Annotated in this window: 13 protein-coding genes, 2 tRNA genes and 1 pseudogene; 12 read left to right on the plus strand and 4 right to left on the minus strand. The window is 67.6% G+C overall.

The annotated features are described in order from the left end of the window. Positions 1-52 precede the first annotated feature (52 nt). Positions 53-1,287, minus strand: a pseudogene (gene earP, locus RMP06_RS21465) (elongation factor P maturation arginine rhamnosyltransferase EarP). Here earP and uvrC point away from each other — a divergent pair. The 6 genes from uvrC (at position 1,286) to RMP06_RS11710 (ending at position 6,527) form a co-directional block, all read left to right on the plus strand. Further along, entirely contained in the window at positions 1,286-3,262 is a 1,977-nt protein-coding gene (gene uvrC / locus RMP06_RS11685) for an excinuclease ABC subunit UvrC (protein ID WP_310462063.1), read from the plus strand. The pseudogene earP and the gene uvrC overlap by 2 nt on opposite strands. Before the next feature lie 57 nt (positions 3,263-3,319). Continuing rightward, positions 3,320-3,886, plus strand: coding sequence for a CDP-diacylglycerol--glycerol-3-phosphate 3-phosphatidyltransferase (pgsA, locus tag RMP06_RS11690; RefSeq protein ID WP_310461954.1), 567 nt, complete (start codon positions 3,320-3,322; stop codon positions 3,884-3,886). Positions 3,887-3,950: 64 nt separating this feature from the next. Next, positions 3,951-4,223, plus strand: a complete 273-nt coding sequence (locus tag RMP06_RS11695) for an HU family DNA-binding protein (protein WP_310461955.1) — start codon at positions 3,951-3,953, stop codon at positions 4,221-4,223. A gap of 33 nt (positions 4,224-4,256) precedes the next feature. Beyond that, positions 4,257-4,332, plus strand: a tRNA-Val gene (locus RMP06_RS11700). A 121-nt stretch (positions 4,333-4,453) separates the two neighbouring features. Continuing rightward, positions 4,454-6,394: a SurA N-terminal domain-containing protein gene (locus RMP06_RS11705; RefSeq protein ID WP_310461956.1), complete on the plus strand. Its 1,941-nt coding sequence runs from the start codon at positions 4,454-4,456 to the stop codon at positions 6,392-6,394. Between the two features lie 57 nt (positions 6,395-6,451). Further along, positions 6,452-6,527: transfer RNA gene (locus RMP06_RS11710), tRNA-His, on the plus strand. A gap of 88 nt (positions 6,528-6,615) precedes the next feature. Here RMP06_RS11710 and RMP06_RS11715 read toward each other — a convergent pair. Further along, on the minus strand, positions 6,616-7,314 hold the full coding sequence (locus RMP06_RS11715) for a response regulator transcription factor (RefSeq protein WP_310461957.1): 699 nt from the start codon (positions 7,312-7,314) through the stop codon (positions 6,616-6,618). Positions 7,315-7,466: 152 nt separating this feature from the next. On the opposite strand from RMP06_RS11715, the gene surE reads away from it, so the two are divergent. The 4 genes from surE (at position 7,467) to rlmD (ending at position 11,591) form a co-directional block, all read left to right on the plus strand. Then, positions 7,467-8,222: a 5'/3'-nucleotidase SurE gene (gene surE / locus RMP06_RS11720; protein WP_310461958.1), complete on the plus strand. Its 756-nt coding sequence runs from the start codon at positions 7,467-7,469 to the stop codon at positions 8,220-8,222. 18 nt (positions 8,223-8,240) lie between these two features. After that, a complete protein-coding gene (locus tag RMP06_RS11725) occupies positions 8,241-9,098 on the plus strand; it encodes a protein-L-isoaspartate(D-aspartate) O-methyltransferase (RefSeq protein WP_310461959.1) in 858 nt (285 codons plus the stop codon). An 86-nt stretch (positions 9,099-9,184) separates the two neighbouring features. Further along, positions 9,185-10,102 carry a peptidoglycan DD-metalloendopeptidase family protein gene (locus tag RMP06_RS11730; RefSeq protein ID WP_310461960.1) on the plus strand — a complete coding sequence of 306 codons (918 nt, stop codon included), beginning with the start codon at positions 9,185-9,187 and terminating at the stop codon, positions 10,100-10,102. A gap of 16 nt (positions 10,103-10,118) precedes the next feature. Continuing rightward, a complete protein-coding gene (rlmD, locus tag RMP06_RS11735) occupies positions 10,119-11,591 on the plus strand; it encodes a 23S rRNA (uracil(1939)-C(5))-methyltransferase RlmD (protein WP_310461961.1) in 1,473 nt (490 codons plus the stop codon). A 2-nt stretch (positions 11,592-11,593) separates the two neighbouring features. Here the strand turns inward: rlmD and RMP06_RS11740 are convergent, their stop codons facing one another. Together RMP06_RS11740 and map are read right to left on the minus strand one after the other, a co-directional pair. Beyond that, positions 11,594-14,227: a [protein-PII] uridylyltransferase gene (locus tag RMP06_RS11740; protein WP_310461962.1), complete on the minus strand. Its 2,634-nt coding sequence runs from the start codon at positions 14,225-14,227 to the stop codon at positions 11,594-11,596. Further along, the gene (gene map, locus RMP06_RS11745; RefSeq protein WP_310461963.1) at positions 14,227-15,039 is read right to left on the minus strand and encodes a type I methionyl aminopeptidase; all 813 of its coding nucleotides are present in this window, start codon (positions 15,037-15,039) and stop codon (positions 14,227-14,229) included. Before map ends, RMP06_RS11740 begins: the two co-directional genes overlap by 1 nt. A gap of 50 nt (positions 15,040-15,089) precedes the next feature. Here map and RMP06_RS11750 point away from each other — a divergent pair, with 50 nt between their 5' ends. Beyond that, entirely contained in the window at positions 15,090-16,220 is a 1,131-nt protein-coding gene (locus RMP06_RS11750) for an NAD(P)/FAD-dependent oxidoreductase (protein WP_310461964.1), read from the plus strand. 35 nt (positions 16,221-16,255) lie between these two features. Beyond that, a complete protein-coding gene (gene purL / locus RMP06_RS11755) occupies positions 16,256-20,290 on the plus strand; it encodes a phosphoribosylformylglycinamidine synthase (protein WP_310461965.1) in 4,035 nt (1,344 codons plus the stop codon). Positions 20,291-20,349 lie beyond the last annotated feature (59 nt).

A 20,349-nucleotide genomic window follows, 5' to 3' on the forward strand; every position in this document is an offset into this window, starting at 1 on the left:
GGTGTTTCCGTTGGGGCGGTGAGCAAGCCGCCGCACCGCAAAGCCCTCGATTCTAGCCCAGCCCGTCTGCGTGCCGCTGCTGCGCCCAGGCGATCAGGCTGCTGGTCAGGTCGGGCTGGCCGGCCCAGCGGCGCTGTCGGGCGGTGGTGCTGTCGGTCCATGTGTCACGCAGGGCGGGCCACAGCGCTGACCACGCCGACGCCAACCCGACCGATTCACCCAGACCATTCCACAGCCGGGCCATCCGCCGCAGCGGGTCGGCCAGCGCAGGTGCAGTCTGGTCGAGCGCCACGTCGAGGAAGGCTTCGAGCTTGTCGCCGTGGATGCCATCCTCCTGCGGATAAAGCTGCCACAGCACGGGCCGTCCGGCCCAGAGCGCGCGCACCAGGCTGTCCTCGCCGCGCACGAGGTTGAGGTCGCTCGCCCACAGCAGCCGGTCGAATTCGAGCTGTGTGACATGCGGGAGGAAGTGCAGCCGCAGCGCCCCCAGCGTGTCCGGCGCCCCAGCGTGCTGCGCCTGCCAGGCACGGACCTGCCGGGCGCTGTAGCCGGGCGTGACGAGCAACGTGGTCGGTGTCGGCGCCTCGGCCAGCAGCGTGAGCCATCGTCCAGCAGCGGCTGCGTGTAGCCGAACAGCAGCACCAGCGCCTCATCCTTGTCCGCGTTCGGGCCGACCCCGAAGGCCGCCCGCGTGGCCTGCCGGTCGTGGGCACCATGGCGAGCGAGCAGGCCAGGCTCACGCAACAGGCCACCCGTGGCGGGAGTGAACCCAGGGAAGAAAAACCACTTGGTGAGTCCGCTGCCGGGTCCGCTCCACTGCGGCGAGGCCAGCCCGTGCAGGCTCTCGACATGCGGCTCGGCGCTGAGGTATTCGAGGTTGATCCACAGCGGCGCCGGGCCGGTGGTGGGGGCGGCGGCCATGCGGGCGACGTAGGCGGCGGGCGGGTCGCAGCCAAACGCCTCGATGACCACGTCGGCCGGCACCTCCGCCTCCAGCGGGTCACGCCACGGCAGCACCTGCACGCCGGGCGAGCCGTCCGGTGCCATCCAGGCCAGCGCGCTGGCATCGTCCACCCAGAGCCGCACCTGCGCGCCCCGCCCAGCCAGATCCCGCGCCAGCCGCCAGCACACGCCGAGGTCGCCGTGGTTGTCGATGACGCGGCAGAACACGTCCCAGCGGCGCAGCGTCTGCGGGACGGCCAGGAGCGGTGCAATGGTGGCGGCGGGCGTGGGTGCAGCGTCGGTGGTCATCACGGAATTATCCGCGGCGGCACAATCCCCGACCATGACGCGCCGCCTGACCCCCGACGAGGCCGAAGCCCTCCTGATCCCCGACCCCGTGCTGGAAACGCCGGCCGCCGCCGCCCGCGAGCGCCTGCTGGCCGAGGTCGCCGCGCTGCCGGCGCTGCCCGGCGTCTACCGCTACTTCGACGCCGAGGGCGGCCTGCTCTACGTCGGCAAGGCCAAGCACCTCAGGAAGCGCGTCAGCAGCTACTTCCAGAAGGACCACGGCGGCACCCGCATCGGCCACATGGTCAGCAAGATCGTGCGGATGGAGACGACGGTGGTGCGCTCGGAGGCCGAGGCGCTGCTGCTCGAAAACAACCTCATCAAGTCGCTGAACCCGCGCTTCAACATCCTGTTCCGCGACGACAAGAGCTATCCCTACCTGAAGTTCGTCACGCACGAATTCCCCCGCGTCGTCTATTTCCGTGGCGCCGTGGACCGCCGCCACCGCTACTTCGGCCCGTACCCGAGCGCCTGGGCGGTGAAGGAGGGCATCCAGTTGATGCAGAAGGTGTTCCTGCTGCGCACCTGCGAGGACACGGTGTTCAACAACCGCACGCGGCCCTGCCTGCTGCACCAGATCCACCGCTGCTCGGCGCCTTGTGTCGATTTCATCAGCCGCGAGGACTACGCCGCGGACGTGCGCAACGCGGTGCGTTTCCTGAGCGGCGAGACGCAGGAAGTGCTCGACGGGCTGCAGGCGCAGATGATGGCCGCGGCTGAAGCCTTCGACTACGAGAAGGCGGCGGAACTGCGTGACCAGATCGCCACGCTGTCCAAGGTGCTGCAGCAGCAGGCCGTGTTCACGCAGGAGGACCGCGACACCGACATCCTGGCCGTGAAGGTGCAGGGCGGGCGGGCCTGCGTGAACCTGGCGATGGTGCGGGGCGGGCGGCATCTGGGGGACCGGGCGTACTTTCCGGCGCACGTCGAGGATGCCGTGGCCGTGGACGTGGGCGACGAGGCACCGGAGGCTGGAGAGTCGGCCGAAGGTACCCGCACGGTCGAGGCCCGCGTGCTCGAAGCCTTCATCGCGCAGCACTACCTCGGCGCCGACTGCCCGCCGATCCTGGTGACCAGCCATCCGGTGGAGCGTGGGTTGATCGCGGTACTCACCGACCACCGGGGCCACAAGGTCAGCGCGCAGCACCAGCCCCGCGACAACCGCCGCGCCTGGCTCGACATGGCGATCAAGGGCGCCGAACTCGCGCTGGCACGGCTCTTGTCCGAGGAAGGCTCGCAACAGGCGCGCACGCGGGCGCTGGTCGAAGCACTCGATCTGGCGCCGGAGGGTATCGACACTGGGCTGGAAGGGCTGCGCATCGAATGTTTCGACATCAGCCACACGGCGGGCGAGGCGACGCAGGCGTCGTGCGTGGTGTTCGAGGGCCACAAGATGCAGCCCGGCCAGTACCGCCGCTACAACATCACCGGCATCACCGGCGGCGACGACTACGCCGCGATGCGCCAGGTGCTCACGCGCCGCTACGCCAAGCTGGTGGACGCGGTGCAGCAGGGCACGGGCCGATTGCCCGATCTGGTGCTGGTGGATGGCGGACGCGGTCAGATCAGCGTGGCGCGTGAGGTGTTCACCACGCTGGGGCTGAACCTGTCGCTGCTGGTCGGCGTGGAAAAAGGCGAAGGCCGCAAGGTCGGGCTGGAGGAACTGGTCTTCGCCGACGGGCGCGAGAAGGTCTACCTCGGCCACGACTCGGCTGCGCTGATGCTGGTGGCGCAGATCCGCGACGAGGCGCACCGGTTTGCCATCACCGGGATGCGGGCGAAACGGGCGTCAGTCCGCACCGGCGGCAGTCGGCTGGAAGACATCGCCGGCGTGGGGCCGAAGAAGCGGGCGCGGCTGCTGCAGCGGTTTGGTGGCGTGCGCGGGGTGGCTGCCGCGTCGGTGGAGGACCTGGCCGGGGTCGAGGGCATCTCGGCCGATCTGGCCGAAGAGATTTACCGGGCCTTGCGTTGAGGGGCGCATGCAGGGGCCGAAAACCCGGCGTTTCGTTACACCATGCACAATGCATGGATGTTCTGGACCCTCCCCACGCTGCTGACCTGGGCGCGCATCGTCGCCATTCCGTTGATCGTCGGCATCTACGAGTTGCCGATCGACATGCCGACGCGCAACCTGATGGCGACCGTGCTCTTTGTCGTGGTGGCGCTGACCGACTGGCTCGATGGCTGGCTGGCGCGCAAGCTCAACCAGACTTCGTCGTTCGGTGCGTTTCTCGATCCGGTGGCCGACAAGTTCCTGGTCTGCGCAGCGCTGCTGATCCTGCTGCAACTCGACCGGGTGAGTGCCATGGTGGCGCTGGTCATCATTGGCCGCGAGATCGCCATCTCGGCGCTGCGCGAGTGGATGGCGCAGATCGGCGCGTCCCGTAGCGTGGCCGTCCACATGATCGGCAAGCTCAAGACGACGGCGCAGATGGTGGCGATTCCATTCCTGCTCTATGACGGGCGGCTCTTCGGTGTGGTCCCGACACGGCTGTGGGGCACGGTGCTGATCCTGATTGCAGCGGTGTTGACGATCTGGTCGATGGTGTACTACCTGCAGAAGGCGTTACCCGAAATCCGCGCCAAGGCGCGCTGAAGTCAGACGCCGGGCACCGCTCCTAGAATCCGTTCCCTTCCAAACTAGGCATCAGGGGTTCCGCGTGAACAAGACTGAACTGATTGAGCACATTGCGTTGCAAGCCGACATCTCCAAGGCTGCCGCTGCCCGTGCCGTGGACGCCATGATTGCCGGCGTGTCGCAGTCGCTGAAGAAAGGCGAGCCGGTGGCGCTGGTCGGGTTCGGTACGTTCGTGGTGTCCAGCCGCGCCGCTCGCGAGGGACGCAACCCGCGCACGGGCGCGCCGGTCCATATCCGCGCAGCGCGCATTCCGCGGTTTCGACCGGGCAAGTTGTTGCTCGACGCGCTGAGCTGATACAGTTGCGGACTCGTCGGACGGACGGTATCCGGGTGCTTAGCTCAGTTGGTAGAGCGGCGCCCTTACAAGGCGTAGGTCGGGGGTTCGAGCCCCTCAGCACCCACCACACGGGTTCCTGTCATGTATTCCGCCGCGATGAGTTGCGGTCATTTCTCTTCAAAGGCGAACCCTGGTTCGCCTTTGTCGTGTCTGGCGCTGCGTGCTGCAGTGCCTCCTAGGAAGCTCAGATGTTCGATTTTTTCCGTCGCCATACCCGCGTCCTGCAGTTCCTGCTGCTGTTGCTGATCGTGCCGTCCTTTGTGGTGTTCGGCATTCAGGGCTATGACAAGTTCTCGCAGGGCAAGGACGAGGTCGCCAAGGTCGATGGCCAGGCCATCACCCGCGGGGAGTGGGACCAGGCCCACCGTAACCAGATCGAGCGCCTGCGTGCGCAGATGCCCAATGTCGACGTCAAGCTGCTCGACACGCCGGACGTGCGCAAGCGCGTGCTTGACGACCTGATCCGGCAACGCGTGCTGTTCGCGGCTTCGCGTGACCTTCACCTGGTGCCGACCGACGAGCGCCTGAAGCGCCTGTTCGAAACCGACCCGCAGTTCGCGAATCTGCGCAATGCCGATGGCACCGTCCGCAAGGAACTGCTGGCCGCACAAGGCATGAACTCGCAGCAGTTCGCTGCCCGCCTGAGCCAGGACATGTCGCTCAACCAGGTGCTGCTGGGTGTGGGCGCGACGGCCGTGGTGCCGAACGCTGTGGCACGCACCGCGGTGGACGCCTTCTATCAGCGCCGCGACGTGCGTGTGCAGACCTTTGCGGCCAAGGACTACGTGGCCAAGGCGCATGCCAGCGACGCTGATCTGCAGGCGTACTACGACGATTCCAGGCACGCCGCGCGTCTGCAGTCGCCCGAGGTGGTGAATTTCGAGTACGTGGTGCTCGACCTGCCGACGATCGCGCGTGGCATCACCGTCGCCGACGAGGACCTGCGCAAGTACTACACCGAAAATGCTGCCCGCTACGAGCAGCCGCAGGAGCGCCGTGCCCGCCACATCCTGATCAAGGCTGAAACCGGCGCCACGGCCGACGCAAAAGCCAAGGCCAAGGCCCGCGCCGAGGCGCTGCTGGCCGAGGTGCGCAAGAACCCGGCCGGTTTTGCCGATCTGGCCAAGGCCAATTCCGAAGACCCCGGCTCGGCCAAGCAGGGTGGGGATCTGGACTGGTTCGGTCGCGGCGCCATGGTCAAGGTCTTCGAGGACACCGCTTTCGCGCTGAAGAAGGGCGAGATCAGTGGCGTGGTGGAGAGCGACTTCGGTTTCCACATCCTGAAGCTGGACGACCTCCGCGGCGGTGACAAGCGCAGTTTCGAGTCGGTCAAGACCGAGATCGACGCGGAAGTGCGCAAGTCGCTGGCGCAGAAACGCTATGCCGAAGTGGCCGAACAATTCTCGAATCTGGTCGAGCAGGAAGATACGCTGCAGCCGGTGGCCGACAAGCTCAAGCTGAGCGTGCAGCGGGCCGAGCGGTTCACACGTGGATTCAAGGCCGAGCCCGGCAGCGCGCTGGCCAATCCGAAGGTGGCCGAAGCCGCATTCCTGGCCGACAACCTGCGCAGCAAGCGCAATGCGCTGGCGCTGGAGATCGGTGCCAACCAGTTGCTGTCGCTGCGCGTCACCGAACACCAGCCGGCGCGCAAGCAGGCGCTGACCGAAGTGCGCGAGCAGGTCAAGGCGGGCGTGCTGCAGGCGAAGGCGGCGCAGGCGGCCCGTGAGGAAGGCGCGGCCAAGCTGGCACTGTGGAAGACGCAGCCAGCGGCGGCCGGCGCGCTGCCTGCAGCCGTTACGCTGTCGCGTGTCAAGCCGCAGAACCTGCCGCGCGCGGTGGTCGAGGCGGTGCTCAAGGCCAAGGCCGATGCGCTGCCGACCTGGATCGGTGTCGATCTTGGCGACGAAGGCTACGCGGTGGTGGTCATCGAAAAAGTGCTGCCCGCCGATCTGGCCGACGCCGGTTCCCTCGACAAGGCCCGCGAGCAGGTCGCCCAGCTTTGGGCGCAGGCCGAGAGCGACGCCTACTACGTCGCACTGCGCAAACGCTACAAGGCGGTGGTGCTGGACAGCGCCAATGTGGCGGCATCCGAGGAGCCGGCGATGGCTGCTTCGGTGGCGTCGAAATAAATACGCCGAAAAACCGAGATAGTCGAGAAATTTTGGTCTACAATTGCTTTCTCTGCGGTGGCTATAGCTCAGTTGGTAGAGTCCCAGATTGTGATTCTGGTTGTCGTGGGTTCGAGTCCCATTAGCCACCCCACCTAACGCAGAAAAAAAGCCAGCTCCTCATCGGGCTGGCTTTTTTCTTGGGCGGTGCGGGACGCGATCGGAATGGCCACAAGCCCGGATCAGGCGTCGGTCTGACGTCCGACCTGCAGACCCTCTTCCGGCGTGCTGGCCAGGGCAAGCTTGCGGTAGACCACACGGATGTGGTCATTCACCGCTTGCCACTTGATGCCCATGTGGCGGGCTATCTCCTTGATCGTGTAGCCCTTGCTGAGGTAGGTCAGCACCTCGTTTTCTCGCGCATTCAGGCTGTCCGACAGGGTGCCTTCGAATGCACCGGGATCTGTGTCCAGCGGAGCAAACCGGCTGTCGTGCTGGCGGAAATGGCCCAGCAGGCGCCGTGCCATCGCGGGAGACAGCGGCGGCTGGCCGCGCACGATGCGCTGAAGTTCCTCCACCAGCACCTCGAAGCGGTCCTCCTTGAGCAGATAGCCATTCGCGCCACACAGCAGGGCGGGAAACAGGTGATCGTCGTCCGAGTGCAGCGTGGTGGCGATCTTGATGGCCGGGTAGTCACCCAGTTGCGCCAGCAGTTCCAGCCCGGCACTGTCCGGCTGTTCCAGGTCGCACAGGATCAGGCGGAACCCGTCCGCCTCGGCGCGGGCCAGCTCCCCCGCGCCGATGCCCAGCAGCGCGCGCGCCGACTCCAGATCGCAGGCTTCGCTGAAGCGGATCTCGTCGCTGAAACTTTCCCGCACCACACGGGCCAGGAAACTGCGGGCGACAGCGTTGTCTTCAACGATCAGCGCGCGGATGGACATGAATGGAATCCTTGACGGGGGACACAGGAGCTTGGTACCCGATTATCAGGGTTGTTCGCGGTGGAGGTGGCCCTCGGGTACAGGGGCTGCGCCGCGAAAGAAGGTGGTGGGCCGACACGCGGCGGCGGGGCGCACTGCCTACAATCGACCGCATGCGCATTCTCGTAGCCAATGACGATGGGTACCTTGCACCGGGGCTGCTGGCCCTGGCCCAGGTGTGCCGTGAGTTCGCCGACGTCGATGTCGCCGCCCCGGAACAGAACGCCAGCGGCACCTCCAACGCCCTGTCGCTGCACCGCCCGCTGTCGGTATGGACGGCGTCCAACGGCGTGCGGGTAGTCAACGGCACGCCCTCGGACTGCGTCCACGTCGCACTCACCGGCTTGCTGGACAGCCGCCCGGACCTGATCGTTTCGGGCATCAACAACGGTGCCAACCTGGGCGACGACACGCTCTACTCCGGCACCGTCGCCGCCGCCACCGAGGGGTATCTGTTCGGCGTGCCCGCCATCGCGTTTTCGCTGGTCGAGCATGGCTGGCAACACCTGGATGCGGCCGCTGCGGTGGTGCGGCGCCTGCTGGCGGAGGTCATTCGCCGGCCTCCGGCTGCAGGCCCGTGGCTGCTGAACGTCAACATTCCGAGCCGTGCCGATGCCGCGACACTGCCGATGCAGGTCACCCGCCTCGGTCGGCGCCACGCCAGCGAGCCGGTGGTGCGCCAGTTCAGCCCGCGTGGCGATCCGATCTACTGGATCGGCGCGCAAGGCGATGTGCGCGAGGCGGGTATCGGCACCGATTTTCATGCGACCGCCAACGGCCAGATCTCGATCACGCCGCTGCAGATCGATCTGACTGACCACGCCGCGGCACCGCAGTGGGCCCGCTGGGTCGGGCCTGCGGGCGACTGAGCCAGGCCGCGCGCCGCCATGCCCGATTCGGCCACGCGCAAACCCCGGTCGGGCAAGTCCCGGCACTGGCCGCTCAGCCTGGATCGCATCGAGCGGTCGGCCAAATCGGCGAGCGAGCGCGCCATGACGACCGCAGATGCGCAGACGCTGCGTCCGCAGCGGCCCCTGTCCGACGCATTGCGCGAAGCCAACCGAGTGCGCTCGGCTCCTGTCGGGCACAGTGACTTGCAAGCCTTCCGGCAGAACATGGTGGTTCGCCTGCGCCAAGCCGGCTGTCATGACGAAGGCGTGCTGGCTGCCATGAACGCGGTGCCCAGGCACCTGTTCGTGGACAGTGCACTCGCGGCACAGGCCTACGAAGACACCAGCCTGCCCATTGGCCTCGGCCAGACGATCTCCAAGCCTTCGGTTGTGGCGCGCATGATCGAGCTGCTGCGTCAGCGACCTGGTGGTCCGGCACTGGACCGCGTGCTGGAGATCGGTACCGGCTGCGGCTACCAGGCCGCCGTGCTGGCGCATGTGGCGGGACATACCGTCTCCATCGAGCGCCTGCTGGGCCTGCACGACCGCGCACGCCGACAACTCGAACCGCTGCAACTGCCTGGGATCACGCTCGTCTACGGCGACGGGCGCCTGGGTCACGGGCCGGCCGCGCCCTATGACGGGGTCATCGCTGCCGCCGGTGGCCGCGATCTGCCCGGCGCCTGGCTGGAGCAACTGGCGCGCGGCGGAAGGCTGGTTGCACCGGTGCAGGACCCGGCGCTCGGCACCCAGGTGCTGATGGTTGTCGACAAGCTCCTCGATGGCAGCATCGTGCAACGCAGCCATGAAGCAGTACGGTTCGTCCCTTTAGAATCCGGCACTAGCGATGGCTAGCGAATGCTGGCGATTTCGGACCTTCCCGAGGTGACGCTCATCCCCGTCCGACACACCCTGAGGCTGCGGGCCCTCCCGACCACTCCATGATGACTTCCCTATTCCAGGTGCCCGGCTTCCGGGTGCTGATCAGTGCCGCACTGGCGATCACGCTGGTTGGTTGTGCTTCGCATCTGCGCCCTCCGGCGCCTGTCGACAACCGCGGTGGTGCGAGCCGTCCGGTGGTGACGACGGAAACCGAGCGTGTGCTGCCCGGTGCCGAGAACGCCGGCAAACCCGGCTACTACACGGTCAAGCCTGGCGACACGCTGATCCGCGTTGGCCTGGAGTCTGGCCAGAACTGGCGCGACATCCAGCGCTGGAACCAGCTCGACAACCCCGATCTGATCGAGGTCGGTCAGGTCCTGCGCGTGGTGCCACCCGGACAGGATCCGACCCAGGTCGCGACACGCCCGGTCACCACCTCGCGCATCGAACCGCGTCCAATTGACGCCAAACCGGCCCCGGCCGCTGCGTCCGTGCCGGCCACGCCGTCTGCGCCTGCCGCGGGTGCCGCTTCTGCCGCCAGCGCCGCCGGCGCGTCTGCACCCGCTGTCGCACCAGCCCCGGTTGCCGCGCCGGTCCGCGAAGGCGATGACAACGTCAACTGGATGTGGCCTGCGCAAGGCGCTGTGGTGGGCTCCTTCGAGGACACCCGGAACAAGGGCGTGGCGATTGGTGGCAAGCTCGGCGACCCGGTCTATGCGGCCGCCGACGGTCGCGTGGTCTACGCTGGCTCCGGCCTGCGTGGCTACGGCAATCTGGTCATCATCAAGCACAACGAAACGCTGCTGACCGCCTACGCGCACAACCAGGCGCTGCTGGTGCGCGAGGACCAGGTCGTGCGCCGTGGCCAGAAGATCGCCGAGATGGGATCGAGCGACACCGACCGCGTGAAGCTGCATTTCGAGGTGCGCCGCCGCGGCAAGCCGATCGACCCCACCAAGGTGCTGCCGGCCCGCTGAGACGCTCCGAGACTTCATGACCGATATCAACGAATGGCTGACGGTTGACGCGCTCGACCTCGATGCCCAGGGCGTGGCCCGCAATGCCGAAGGCAAGGTGGTCTTCATCGACGGTGCCCTGCCGGGCGAGAAGGTGCGGGTCCAGACGGGTCGGCGCAAGAACAACTGGGAACAGGCCGCGCTGGTCGAGATCCGGCGCGAGAGTGCGCAGCGGGTCACGCCGGGCTGCCCGAACTTCGGCTTGCATGCAGGGGCTTGTGGTGGCTGCAAGATGCAGCACTTCCACCCGTCCGCGCAGGTCGCTGTCAAGCAGCGCACGCTGGAGGACAACCTCTGGCACCTTGGCAAGCTCCGCCCTGAACGCGTGATGCGCCCGATCGAAGGGCCGACCTGGGGCTACCGCTACCGGGCGCGGCTGTCGGTGCGCCATGTGATCAAGAAGGGCGTCGTGCTGATCGGCTTCCACGAGCGCAAGTCCCGCTACGTGGCCGACATGACGACTTGCCCCGTGCTGCCGCCGCACATCAGCGCGATGCTGGTGCCGCTCCGGGTGATGGTTCTGTCGATGGACGCCCGCGAGCGGCTGCCGCAGATCGAGCTGGCGCTGGGTGAATCGCCGAACGGGCTGGTCAATGCGATGGTGCTGCGCCACATGGATCCGCTGAGCGCGGGTGATGTGCAGAAGCTGCGTGACTTTGCTGCCGCACATGCGGTCCAGTGGTGGCTGCAGCCGAAGGGGCCGGACACGGTCCACCTGCTCGACGCGGGCGGGCCGGTGCTGGCCTACACGCTGCCCGAGTTCGGCGTGACGATGCCGTTCAAGCCGACCGATTTCACGCAGGTCAACCACCACATCAACCGCGTGCTGGTGGCGCGGGCGCTGAAGCTGCTGGAGGCGCGGGCCGACGAGCGGGTGATCGACTGGTTCTGCGGTCTGGGCAACTTCACGCTGCCGATCGCCACGCAGGCCCGCGAGGTGCTCGGCATCGAGGGCAGCGAGACGCTGGTGCAACGCTCACGCGAGAACGCCGCGCTCAACGGGTTGGCTGCCAAGACGAGTTTCGAGGCGCGCAACCTGTTCGAGATGGCAGCGGCCGATCTGGCGGCGTATGGCTCGGCCACGCGCTGGTTGGTCGATCCGCCGCGTGAGGGCGCGTTTGCGCTGGTCAAGGCGCTGGCCGAGGTGCGCCAGACGCCGATCGACGGCTACACGCCACCGCAGCGCATCGTCTACGTGAGCTGCAGCCCGGCCACGCTGGCGCGGGATGCGGGCTTGCTGGTACATCAGGCCGGGTATCGCTGCGTCGCGGCGGGCGTGGTCAACATGTTCCCGCACACGGCACATGTCGAGTCGATCGCGGTGTTCGAGCGGGTCGAGGGGTGGACGCTGCCGGTGGTGGTCGAGCCGCCGATCGATTCGGGGGTCTCGGCGGAGTCCCTCGCGGTGGACAGCGTGGCTGGAGCTGACACCGTTCACCCGCAGGCATAGCTTCAGCTCAGCGCATCCAGCAACTCGGTCTCGAACTCGATCTGACTCCGGTTGTGCTGCAGCGCCGCCCCATCGACCAGAAACGTGTCCTCGACCCGCTCGCCCAGCGTGCTGATCTTGGCGAGCTGCAGGTTGATGTGGTGCTTGGCCAAGACCCGGGCGATGCTGTAGAGCAGTCCCGAGCGGTCGCTGGCCGATACCGACAGCACCCAGCGTTGTGCCCGCTCATCCGGGCGCAATTGCACGCGCGGCGTCACCGGGAAGGACTTGACCCGCCGTGACAGCCGGCCGCGGCTGGGCTGTGGCAGCAGGCCATCGGCTTGCAGGGCCAGACCGAGCTGGTTCTCCACCAGCGCGATCAGATCCCGGTACGCCTGGTCAAAAAACGGCGTGATGACCTGGAAGGTGTCGAGCGCATAGCCGGCCCGCGTCGTGTGGACCCGCGCATCCAGGATGCTGAACTGCGCCGAGTCGAAATAGCCGCAGATGCGCGCGAACAGGTCCGGCCGGTCCGGCGAATAGACCAGCACCTGCAGGCCCTCGCCAAGCGGGGACAGGCGGGCGCTCACCAGCGGCTTTGTGGCGTCTACCTTGCGGTTGAGCGCACGGGCGTGCCAGGCGATCTCGCCGCTGTCGTGGCGGGTGAAGTAGTTCAGGTCCAGCGTCTTCCACAGCGTCTCTTCGGTGCCCGGCAGCATCGAGTGCAGCGCGAGCAGTTGCCGCGCCTCCTGCTTGCGCATCTCGATTTCTGCATCGAGCTGCGGCTTGGCCCCGCCGAGTGCCCGCAGCGTGGCGCGGAACAGGTCTTCCAGCAGCTTGCCTTTCCAGGCGTTCCAGACCTTGGGACTCGTGCCGCGGATGTCCGCCACCGTCAGCAGGTACAGCGCGGTGAGCCTGCGCGGGTCTTTCACATGGGCGGCGAAGGCGTCGATCACGTCCGGGTCGGACAGGTCTTCCTTCTGCGCGACGCGGGACATCGTCAGGTGTTCCTTGACCAGGAACTCGATCAGCCGCCCGTCTTCCTTGTCGATGCCGTGGTCGCGGCAGAACTTGCGCACCTCGACCGCACCCAGGTCCGAGTGGTCCCCCCCGCGCCCCTTGGCGACATCGTGGAACAGCGCGGCGACGTACAGCAGCCACGGCTTGTCCCAGTGCGCGGCGAGCTGCGAGCAGAACGGGTACTCGTGCGTGTGCTCGACGATGAAGAAGCGCCGCACGTTGCGCAGCACCATCATGATGTGCTGGTCGACCGTGTAGACGTGGAACAGGTCGTGCTGCATCTGGCCGACGATGCGGCGGAACACCCACAGGTAGCGCCCGAGGACCGATGTGTCGTTCATCAGCCGGAAGGCGTGCGTGTGGCCCTGCGACTCGCGCATGATCTCCATGAATATCCGCCGGTTCTCCGGGTCGCTGCGAAAGGCGCCGTCCATCAGCTCGCGGGCGTTGTAGAGCGCCCGCAGCGTCCGCGCCGACAGGCCCTTGATGCCGACCGTCTGCTGGTAGACGAGGAAGGTCTGCAGGATGGCGTGCGGATCGCGCTGGTAGAGGTCGTCGCTGGCGACTTCGAGCATGCCGGCGCGGTCGAAGAAGCGCTCGTTGATCGGCCGCATCGGCGCGTCGCCCGAGCCCGTGACGTGCTCCTCGATGCCCAGCATCAGGATCTGGTTGAGCTGCACCACCGCCTTGGCCGCCCAGTAGTAGCGGCGCATCAGGGCTTCGCTGGCGCGGCGCTCATGCGTCGAGACGTAGCCGAAGCTCTCGGCGACCGCCGTCTGCAGGTCGAACACGAGGCGGTCCTCGCGCCGGCCGGCGATGGTGTGCAGCCGCGCCCGGATCAGCTTGAGCAGACCCTCGTTGCGCTGGAGCTGCGTCGCCTCGAAGCGGGTGATCAGGCCCTTGCTCGCCAGCTCGCGCCAGGAGCGGCCCAGCCCGGCGCCGAGCGCGATCCAGCGCACCACCTGCAGATCGCGCAGGCCGCCGGGGCTTTCCTTGCAGTTCGGCTCCAGCGAGAAGGGCGTGTTTTCGTACTTGACGTGGCGCTGCTGCATCTCCAGCGACTTGGCGCGCAGGAAGGCGGCCGGATCCAGCACCTCCTGCGTCGCGCGGCGGAACTGCTCGAACAGCTTCTTCGCGCCGCACAGGAAGCGCGCCTCGATCATCGAGGTCTGGATGGTCACGTCTGCCTGCGCCTCGAAGACACATTCCTCGACCGTGCGGACGCTGGAGCCGATCTCCAGCCCGATGTCCCAGCAGGCGGTGATGAAGGCTTCGATGCCGGCGCGGCGTGGATCGTCCGGTGCCTGCTCATGGGTCTGCGCCAGCTCTTCGGGCAGCAGCAGCAGCACGTCGACATCCGAATACGGGAACAGCTCGCCGCGCCCATACCCACCCACCGCCACCAGCGTTGCGCCGCGGGGCAGCTCCGACTGCTGCCACAACTGGCCGAGCATGCTGTCCACATGCTGCGTCAACTGGCGCACCAGCCGGTCGGCGTTCGCCACGGTGGCCTTGTCGTCGCGGAACTGCTGGATCAGCGCCTGCTTGCCTTCGCGCAGCAAACGGCGCAGCTCGGGCAGCGGCAGGGCGGGCAGGGGGTGGCGGCGGTCGGCGTCGGCGCCGGTGGTGTCAGGCATCAGCAGGACGTGGTCGTGACGAAGCTGGGCAGCGGCGGGCTGCCGGCCGACAGCGTCATCACCTCGAAGCCCGTCTCGGTGACGGCCAGCGTGTGCTCCCACTGCGCGGAGAGCGAGCGGTCCTTGGTGACGATGGTCCAGCCGTCGCCTGCATCCTTCAACTCGCGTCGGCCGGCGTTGACCATCGGCTCGATGGTGAACACCATGCCGGGCACCAGCACATCCAGCGTCCCAGGGCGGCCGTAGTGCAGGATCTGCGGCTCCTCGTGGAACTTCTGCCCGATGCCGTGGCCGCAGAACTCGCGCACCACCGACAGGCCCTGCTTTTCGATGAAGGTCTGGATCGCGTGGCCGATGTCGCCCAGGCGTGCGCCGGGCTTGACCTTGAGGATGCCGTGCCACATCGCGTCATACGTCACCGCGCACAGCCGCTTGGCCGCGATCGAGCCTTCGCCGACGATGAACATGCGGCTGGTGTCGCCGTGCCAGCCGTCCTTGATGACGGTGATGTCGAGGTTGACGATGTCGCCGTTCTTCAGCGCCTTGTCGCTGGGGATGCCGTGGCAGATGACGTGGTTGACCGAGGTGCAGATCGACTTCGGATACGGCGTGTAGCCGGGCGGCTGGTAGTTCAGCGGTGCGGGGATGGCCTGCTGCACGTTCACGATGTGGTCGTGGGCGATGCGGTCCAGCTCGTTGGTCGTCACCCCCGCCCGGACGTGCGGCGTGAGGAGGTCCAGGACTTCGGAGGCGAGGCGGCAAGCCACGCGCATGGCGGCGATGTCCGCGGCGGTTTTGATCGTGATCGACATGGGGCGGGATTATCGCACCGGGGGTCGGCTAAGCTGAGCGGATGGACACCTTGGACAAAATCGAAACCCTCGTCATCGGCGCTGGTGTGGTGGGCTTGGCCGTCGCCCGTGCGCTGGCGCTGACCGGCCGCGAGGTCGTCATCCTCGAAGCCGCCGACGCCTTCGGCACCGTCACCAGCGCCCGCAACAGCGAGGTCATCCACGCAGGTCTCTACTACCCGACAGGATCGCGCAAGGCCAAACTCTGCGTGCAGGGCCGGGAGCGGCTGTACACCTACTGCGCCGAGCGCGGGATCGAACACCGCCGCTGCGGCAAGTTGATCGTGGCCACCAGTGACGCGCAGCTCGGCAAGCTCGACGCGCTGCATGCCCAGGCCCGCGCCAACGGTGTCCACGATCTGCAGCGCCTGAGCGGTGACGAAGCCCGTGCCATGGAGCCGGCGCTGGTTTGCACGGCGGCGCTGTGGTCGCCCTCGACCGGCATCATCGACAGCCATGGGCTGATGCTGGCGCTGCTGGGCGACGCCGAGGCGGCGGGGGCGTCGCTGGCGCTGTGTTCGCCCGTGACCGGCGGGGCGATCACGCCGGACGGGATCGTGCTCGACGTGGGGGGCGAGCAACCGATGCAGATCCTTGCCCGCGAAGTGATCAACGCCGCAGGCTTGAGTGCGCCGGCGATCGCCCGCAGCCTGCGCGGCTGGCCGGCGACACCCGAGGCCGCGGCGCAACAGCCCGCGGCGTATTTCTGCAAGGGCAACTACTTCGCCTGCAGCGGCCGGCCAGCGTTCTCGCGGCTGGTCTACCCGATTCCCGAGGCGGCGGGGCTGGGCGTGCATGTCACGTTGGACCTTGGCGGCCAGATGCGCTTCGGCCCGGATGTGGAGTGGCTCGACATTGCCGACGCGGCACAGATCGACTACGCCGTGGCCCCCGAGCGTGTGCAAGGCATGGCAGAAGCGATCCGCCGCTATTGGCCGAGCCTGCCGGACGGTGTGCTGCAACCCAGTTACTCGGGGGTACGGCCGAAGCTGGGCGGGCCGGATGTGGCGGCGGCGGATTGCCGCATCGACGGCCCGGCCGTGCATGGCGTGCCAGGGCTGGTGCAGCTTCTGGGCATCGAATCCCCGGGTTTGACCTCTTGTCTGGCGATCGCCGACGAAGTGGTGCGGTCGCTCCCCTAAAATCGCACGCTTTCCAGCCCTTCGGGACTCACCGCGTGTCTTCTTCCTCCAGCACCTCCCAGCACCTCCAGCATTTCGAGGGTGGCAACGCCCTTTCCGCCTTCCGCGCCCAGGCGCTGCTGCCCCGCCTGCAGGCCGTCAGCACCCGCATCGTCGAGGTGTCGGCCCGCCATGTGCATTGGGTGTGCAGCGACGCGGTGCTGGACCGTGCGGACCTCGACAAGCTTTCGGCGCTGCTGACCTATGGCGATGCCTGCACCGCCAAACCCGAGGGCGAGCTGATCGTGGTGATGCCGCGGCTGGGCACGCTGTCGCCGTGGGCCTCGAAGGCGACCGACATCGCGCACAACTGTGGCGCGGCCTTGCACCGCGTCGAACGCGTCACGGAGTACCGGCTGGTGCTGAAGTCCGGCCTGCTGGACACCTTCAAGGGGGGCGCCAAGCCGCTGACGGCGGATGAACTGCAAGCCTGCGCGCTGGTGCTGCACGACCGCATGACCGAATCGGCCGCCTTCGCGCGCGACGCGGCCCGCCACCTGTTCGACGCGCAGCCGGCCGAGCCGCTGGCGCATGTCGATGTGCTGGGGCAGGGCCGCGCGGCGCTGGTGGTGGCCAACAAGGACTTCGGGCTGGCGCTGTCCGAGGACGAGATCGACTACCTGGTGAACGCCTTCACCGGCCTGGGCCGCAACCCGAGCGACGTCGAGCTGATGATGTTCGCGCAGGCCAACTCCGAGCACTGCCGCCACAAGATATTCAACGCCGATTTCACGATCGACGGCGAGCGCCAGCCGATGAGCATGTTCGGCATGATCCGCAACACCGAGAAGGTCTCGCCGCAGTCCACCGTGGTCGCCTACAGCGACAACGCCTCGGTCATGACGGGTGGTGTGATCGAACGCTGGACGCCGCAGGGCTACACCAACGCACCGCAGTACGGCGCCCGCGAAGAACTGGTGCACGTCCTGATGAAGGTCGAGACGCACAACCATCCGACGGCGATTTCCCCGTTCCCTGGTGCCGCGACCGGCGCGGGCGGCGAAATCCGCGACGAAGGCGCGACGGGCCGCGGTTCCAAACCCAAGGCGGGCCTGACCGGCTTCAGCGTGTCGAACCTGAACCTGCCGGGCACCAATGAGCCGTGGGAGAACGACCCCATCGGCAAGCCGGCGCACATCGCCAGCCCGCTGCAGATCATGACTGAGGGGCCGCTGGGCGGCGCAGCGTTCAACAACGAGTTCGGCCGACCGAATCTGGCGGGTTACTTCCGCGTGTTCGAGCAGGACGTGGCGGGCGTGCAGCGCGGCTACCACAAGCCGATCATGATCGCCGGCGGTCTGGGCACGATCACCGACAGCCAGACGCACAAGCTGCCCTTCGGCGCGGGCACGCTGCTGATCCAGCTCGGCGGGCCGGGGATGCGGATTGGCATGGGTGGCGGTGCGGCCAGTTCGATGGCGGCGGGCACCAACACGGCTTCGCTTGACTTCGACTCGGTCCAGCGCGGCAACCCCGAGATCCAGCGCCGCGCGCAGGAGGTCATCAACCACTGCTTCGCTCTCGGTGCCAGCAACCCGATCGTGGCAATCCACGACGTGGGCGCGGGCGGCATCAGCAATGCGTTCCCGGAGCTGGTGGACGGCGCGGGCAAGGGCGCGACCTTCGACATCCGCAAGGTGCCGCTGGAAGAGACCGGCCTGGCCCCGAAGGAAATCTGGTGCAACGAGAGCCAGGAACGCTACGTCATGGCGGTGACGCCCGAGGCGCTGCCGCTGTTCGACGAGATGTGCCGCCGCGAGCGGGCGCCGTATGCCGTGGTCGGCGTCGCCACCGATGACCGCGAGCTGGTGCTGGAGGATGGCCCGCAGGGCGAGCGTCCGATCGACATGCCGATGGACGTGCTGCTCGGCAAGCCGCCGAAGGTCCACCGCGACGTGACCCGCGTCGAGCGGACCGAGGCGCCGCTGAACCTGACGGGCGTGCAGCTCGACGAGGTGGCGTTCAGCGTGCTGCGCCACCCGACGGTGGCGTCCAAGCGCTTCCTGATCACCATCGGCGACCGCACCGTGGGCGGCATGAGCCACCGCGACCAGATGGTGGGACCGTGGCAAGTGCCGGTAGCCGACTGCGCCGTGACGCTGGCCGACTACAGCGGTTTCCGCGGCGAGGCGATGGCGATGGGCGAGCGCACGCCGCTGGCCTCGCTGGACGCACCTGCTTCGGGACGCATGGCGGTGGCCGAGGCCATCACCAACCTGCTGGCGGCGCCGTTCGAGCTGTCGCGGGTCAAGCTGTCGGCCAACTGGATGGCCGCCTGTGGCGAGCCAGGCGAGGATGCGGCGCTGTACGAGACGGTCAAGGCCGTCGGCATGGAGCTGTGCCCGGCGCTGGGCGTGGGCATCCCGGTCGGCAAGGATTCGCTGTCGATGCGGACCAAGTGGAGCGATGGCGGGCCGAATGGGCAGGTTCAGAAGCAGGTCGTGGCGCCGGTGTCGCTGATCGTCACCGCGTTCGTGACGCTGGACGACGTGCGCGGCACGCTCACACCGCAGCTCAAGACCGATACGCCGGCCGGACTGGACACCTCGCTGATCCTGATCGACCTCGGCAATGGCCGCAACCGCATGGGCGGCTCGATGCTGGCGCAGGTGATCGGCCAGTTCGGTCACGAGGTGCCGGACGTGGACGACCCGGCGCAGCTCAAGGCGCTGGTGACGTTGATCAACCAACTGCGCGCCGAAGGCAAGCTGCTGGCCTACCACGACCGCAGCGATGGCGGTCTGTGGGCTGCTGCCTGCGAGATGGCGTTTGCCGGGCACATTGGCGTGAGCCTGAACGTGGACATGCTGGTCACCGAAGGCGACGGCATCAGCGACAGCCGCGCCGAGATGGGCGACTCGAAGAACTGGGCCACGCAGGTGGGCGAGCGCCGCAACGAGCTGACGCTCAAGGCGCTGTTCAACGAGGAACTCGGCGCCGTGATCCAGGTGCCGACCAGCGTGCGCAACGAGGTGATGCAGACGCTGCGCACGCACGGCCTGAGCAAGCACAGCCACGTCATCGGCAAGACCAACGACCGCGCCGCCGTCGAGGTCTGGCGCGATGCGAAGACGGTGTTCAGTGCGCCCCTGCAGAAGCTGCAGCAGGTGTGGGACGACGTGAGCTGGCGCATCGCGGCGCAGCGTGACAACCCGGCCTGTGCGGACAGTGAACATGCGAGGGTCGGTGCGCCGGACGACACCGGGTTGCATGTCGCGCTGAGCTTCGACCCGCGGCAGGACGTGGCGGCGCCATTCATCAACACGACGCGGCCCAAGGTGGCGATCCTGCGCGAGCAGGGCGTGAACTCGCACGTCGAGATGTCCTACGCGATGGCCAAGGCCGGCTTCGACACCTTCGACGTGCACATGACCGACCTGCAGCGCGGTCGTGCACGGCTGGACCAGTTCCAGGGCTTCGTCGCCTGCGGTGGCTTCAGCTATGGCGACACGCTGGGGGCGGGCGAGGGCTGGGCGCGTTCGGTGCTGTTCAACCCGGCGCTGGCCGAGCAGTTCGCGGCCTTCTTCAACCGCACCGACACCTTCGCGCTGGGCGTGTGCAACGGCTGCCAGATGATGGCCGCGCTGTCACCGATCATCCCCGGTGCGCAGGACTGGCCCAAGTTCACCCGCAACAAGAGCGAGCAGTTCGAGGCGCGGCTGAGCCTGGTGGAGGTGCTGGAGAGCCCGTCGATCTTCTTCCAGGGCATGGCAGGTAGCCGGATGCCGATCGCGGTGGCGCATGGGGAAGGCTATGCCGACTTCTCGCAGCGTGGTGACGCGACACGGGTGCAGCGCGCGATGCGCTTCGTCGACCACGTGGGCCGTCCGACCGAGACCTATCCGCTCAACCCCAACGGCAGCCCGGACGGCCTGACGTCAGTGACCACGGCGGACGGTCGCTTCACGGTGCTGATGCCGCACCCGGAGCGGGTATTCCGCAATGTGCAGATGAGCTGGACTTCGGGCGGCGTGTCCGAGCAGAGCCCGTGGCTACGCATGTTCGGCAACGCCCGGAAGTGGGTCGGCTGAAGGGGGCATTTCCTGGCAAGCGCATGTGTGGGGAAAGCGCTTGCCGGCTCTGGAAATGC

This window comes from Sphaerotilus sp., assembly GCF_031429695.1.
Classification (GTDB): domain Bacteria; phylum Pseudomonadota; class Gammaproteobacteria; order Burkholderiales; family Burkholderiaceae_C; genus Sphaerotilus.

Excerpts from the sequence above, each read along its gene's own strand:
- uvrC (WP_310462063.1), top strand. The coding sequence starts at position 1,286 with ATGACGCGCCGCCTGACCCCCGACGAGGCCGAAGCCCTCCTGATCCCC.
- pgsA (WP_310461954.1), top strand. The coding sequence starts at position 3,320 with ATGTTCTGGACCCTCCCCACGCTGCTGACCTGGGCGCGCATCGTCGCC.
- RMP06_RS11705 (WP_310461956.1), top strand. The coding sequence starts at position 4,454 with ATGTTCGATTTTTTCCGTCGCCATACCCGCGTCCTGCAGTTCCTGCTG.
- RMP06_RS11715 (WP_310461957.1), bottom strand. The coding sequence starts at position 7,314 with ATGTCCATCCGCGCGCTGATCGTTGAAGACAACGCTGTCGCCCGCAGT.
- surE (WP_310461958.1), top strand. The coding sequence starts at position 7,467 with ATGCGCATTCTCGTAGCCAATGACGATGGGTACCTTGCACCGGGGCTG.
- RMP06_RS11725 (WP_310461959.1), top strand. The coding sequence starts at position 8,241 with ATGCCCGATTCGGCCACGCGCAAACCCCGGTCGGGCAAGTCCCGGCAC.
- RMP06_RS11730 (WP_310461960.1), top strand. The coding sequence starts at position 9,185 with ATGATGACTTCCCTATTCCAGGTGCCCGGCTTCCGGGTGCTGATCAGT.
- rlmD (WP_310461961.1), top strand. The coding sequence starts at position 10,119 with ATGACCGATATCAACGAATGGCTGACGGTTGACGCGCTCGACCTCGAT.
- RMP06_RS11740 (WP_310461962.1), bottom strand. The coding sequence starts at position 14,227 with ATGCCTGACACCACCGGCGCCGACGCCGACCGCCGCCACCCCCTGCCC.
- map (WP_310461963.1), bottom strand. The coding sequence starts at position 15,039 with ATGTCGATCACGATCAAAACCGCCGCGGACATCGCCGCCATGCGCGTG.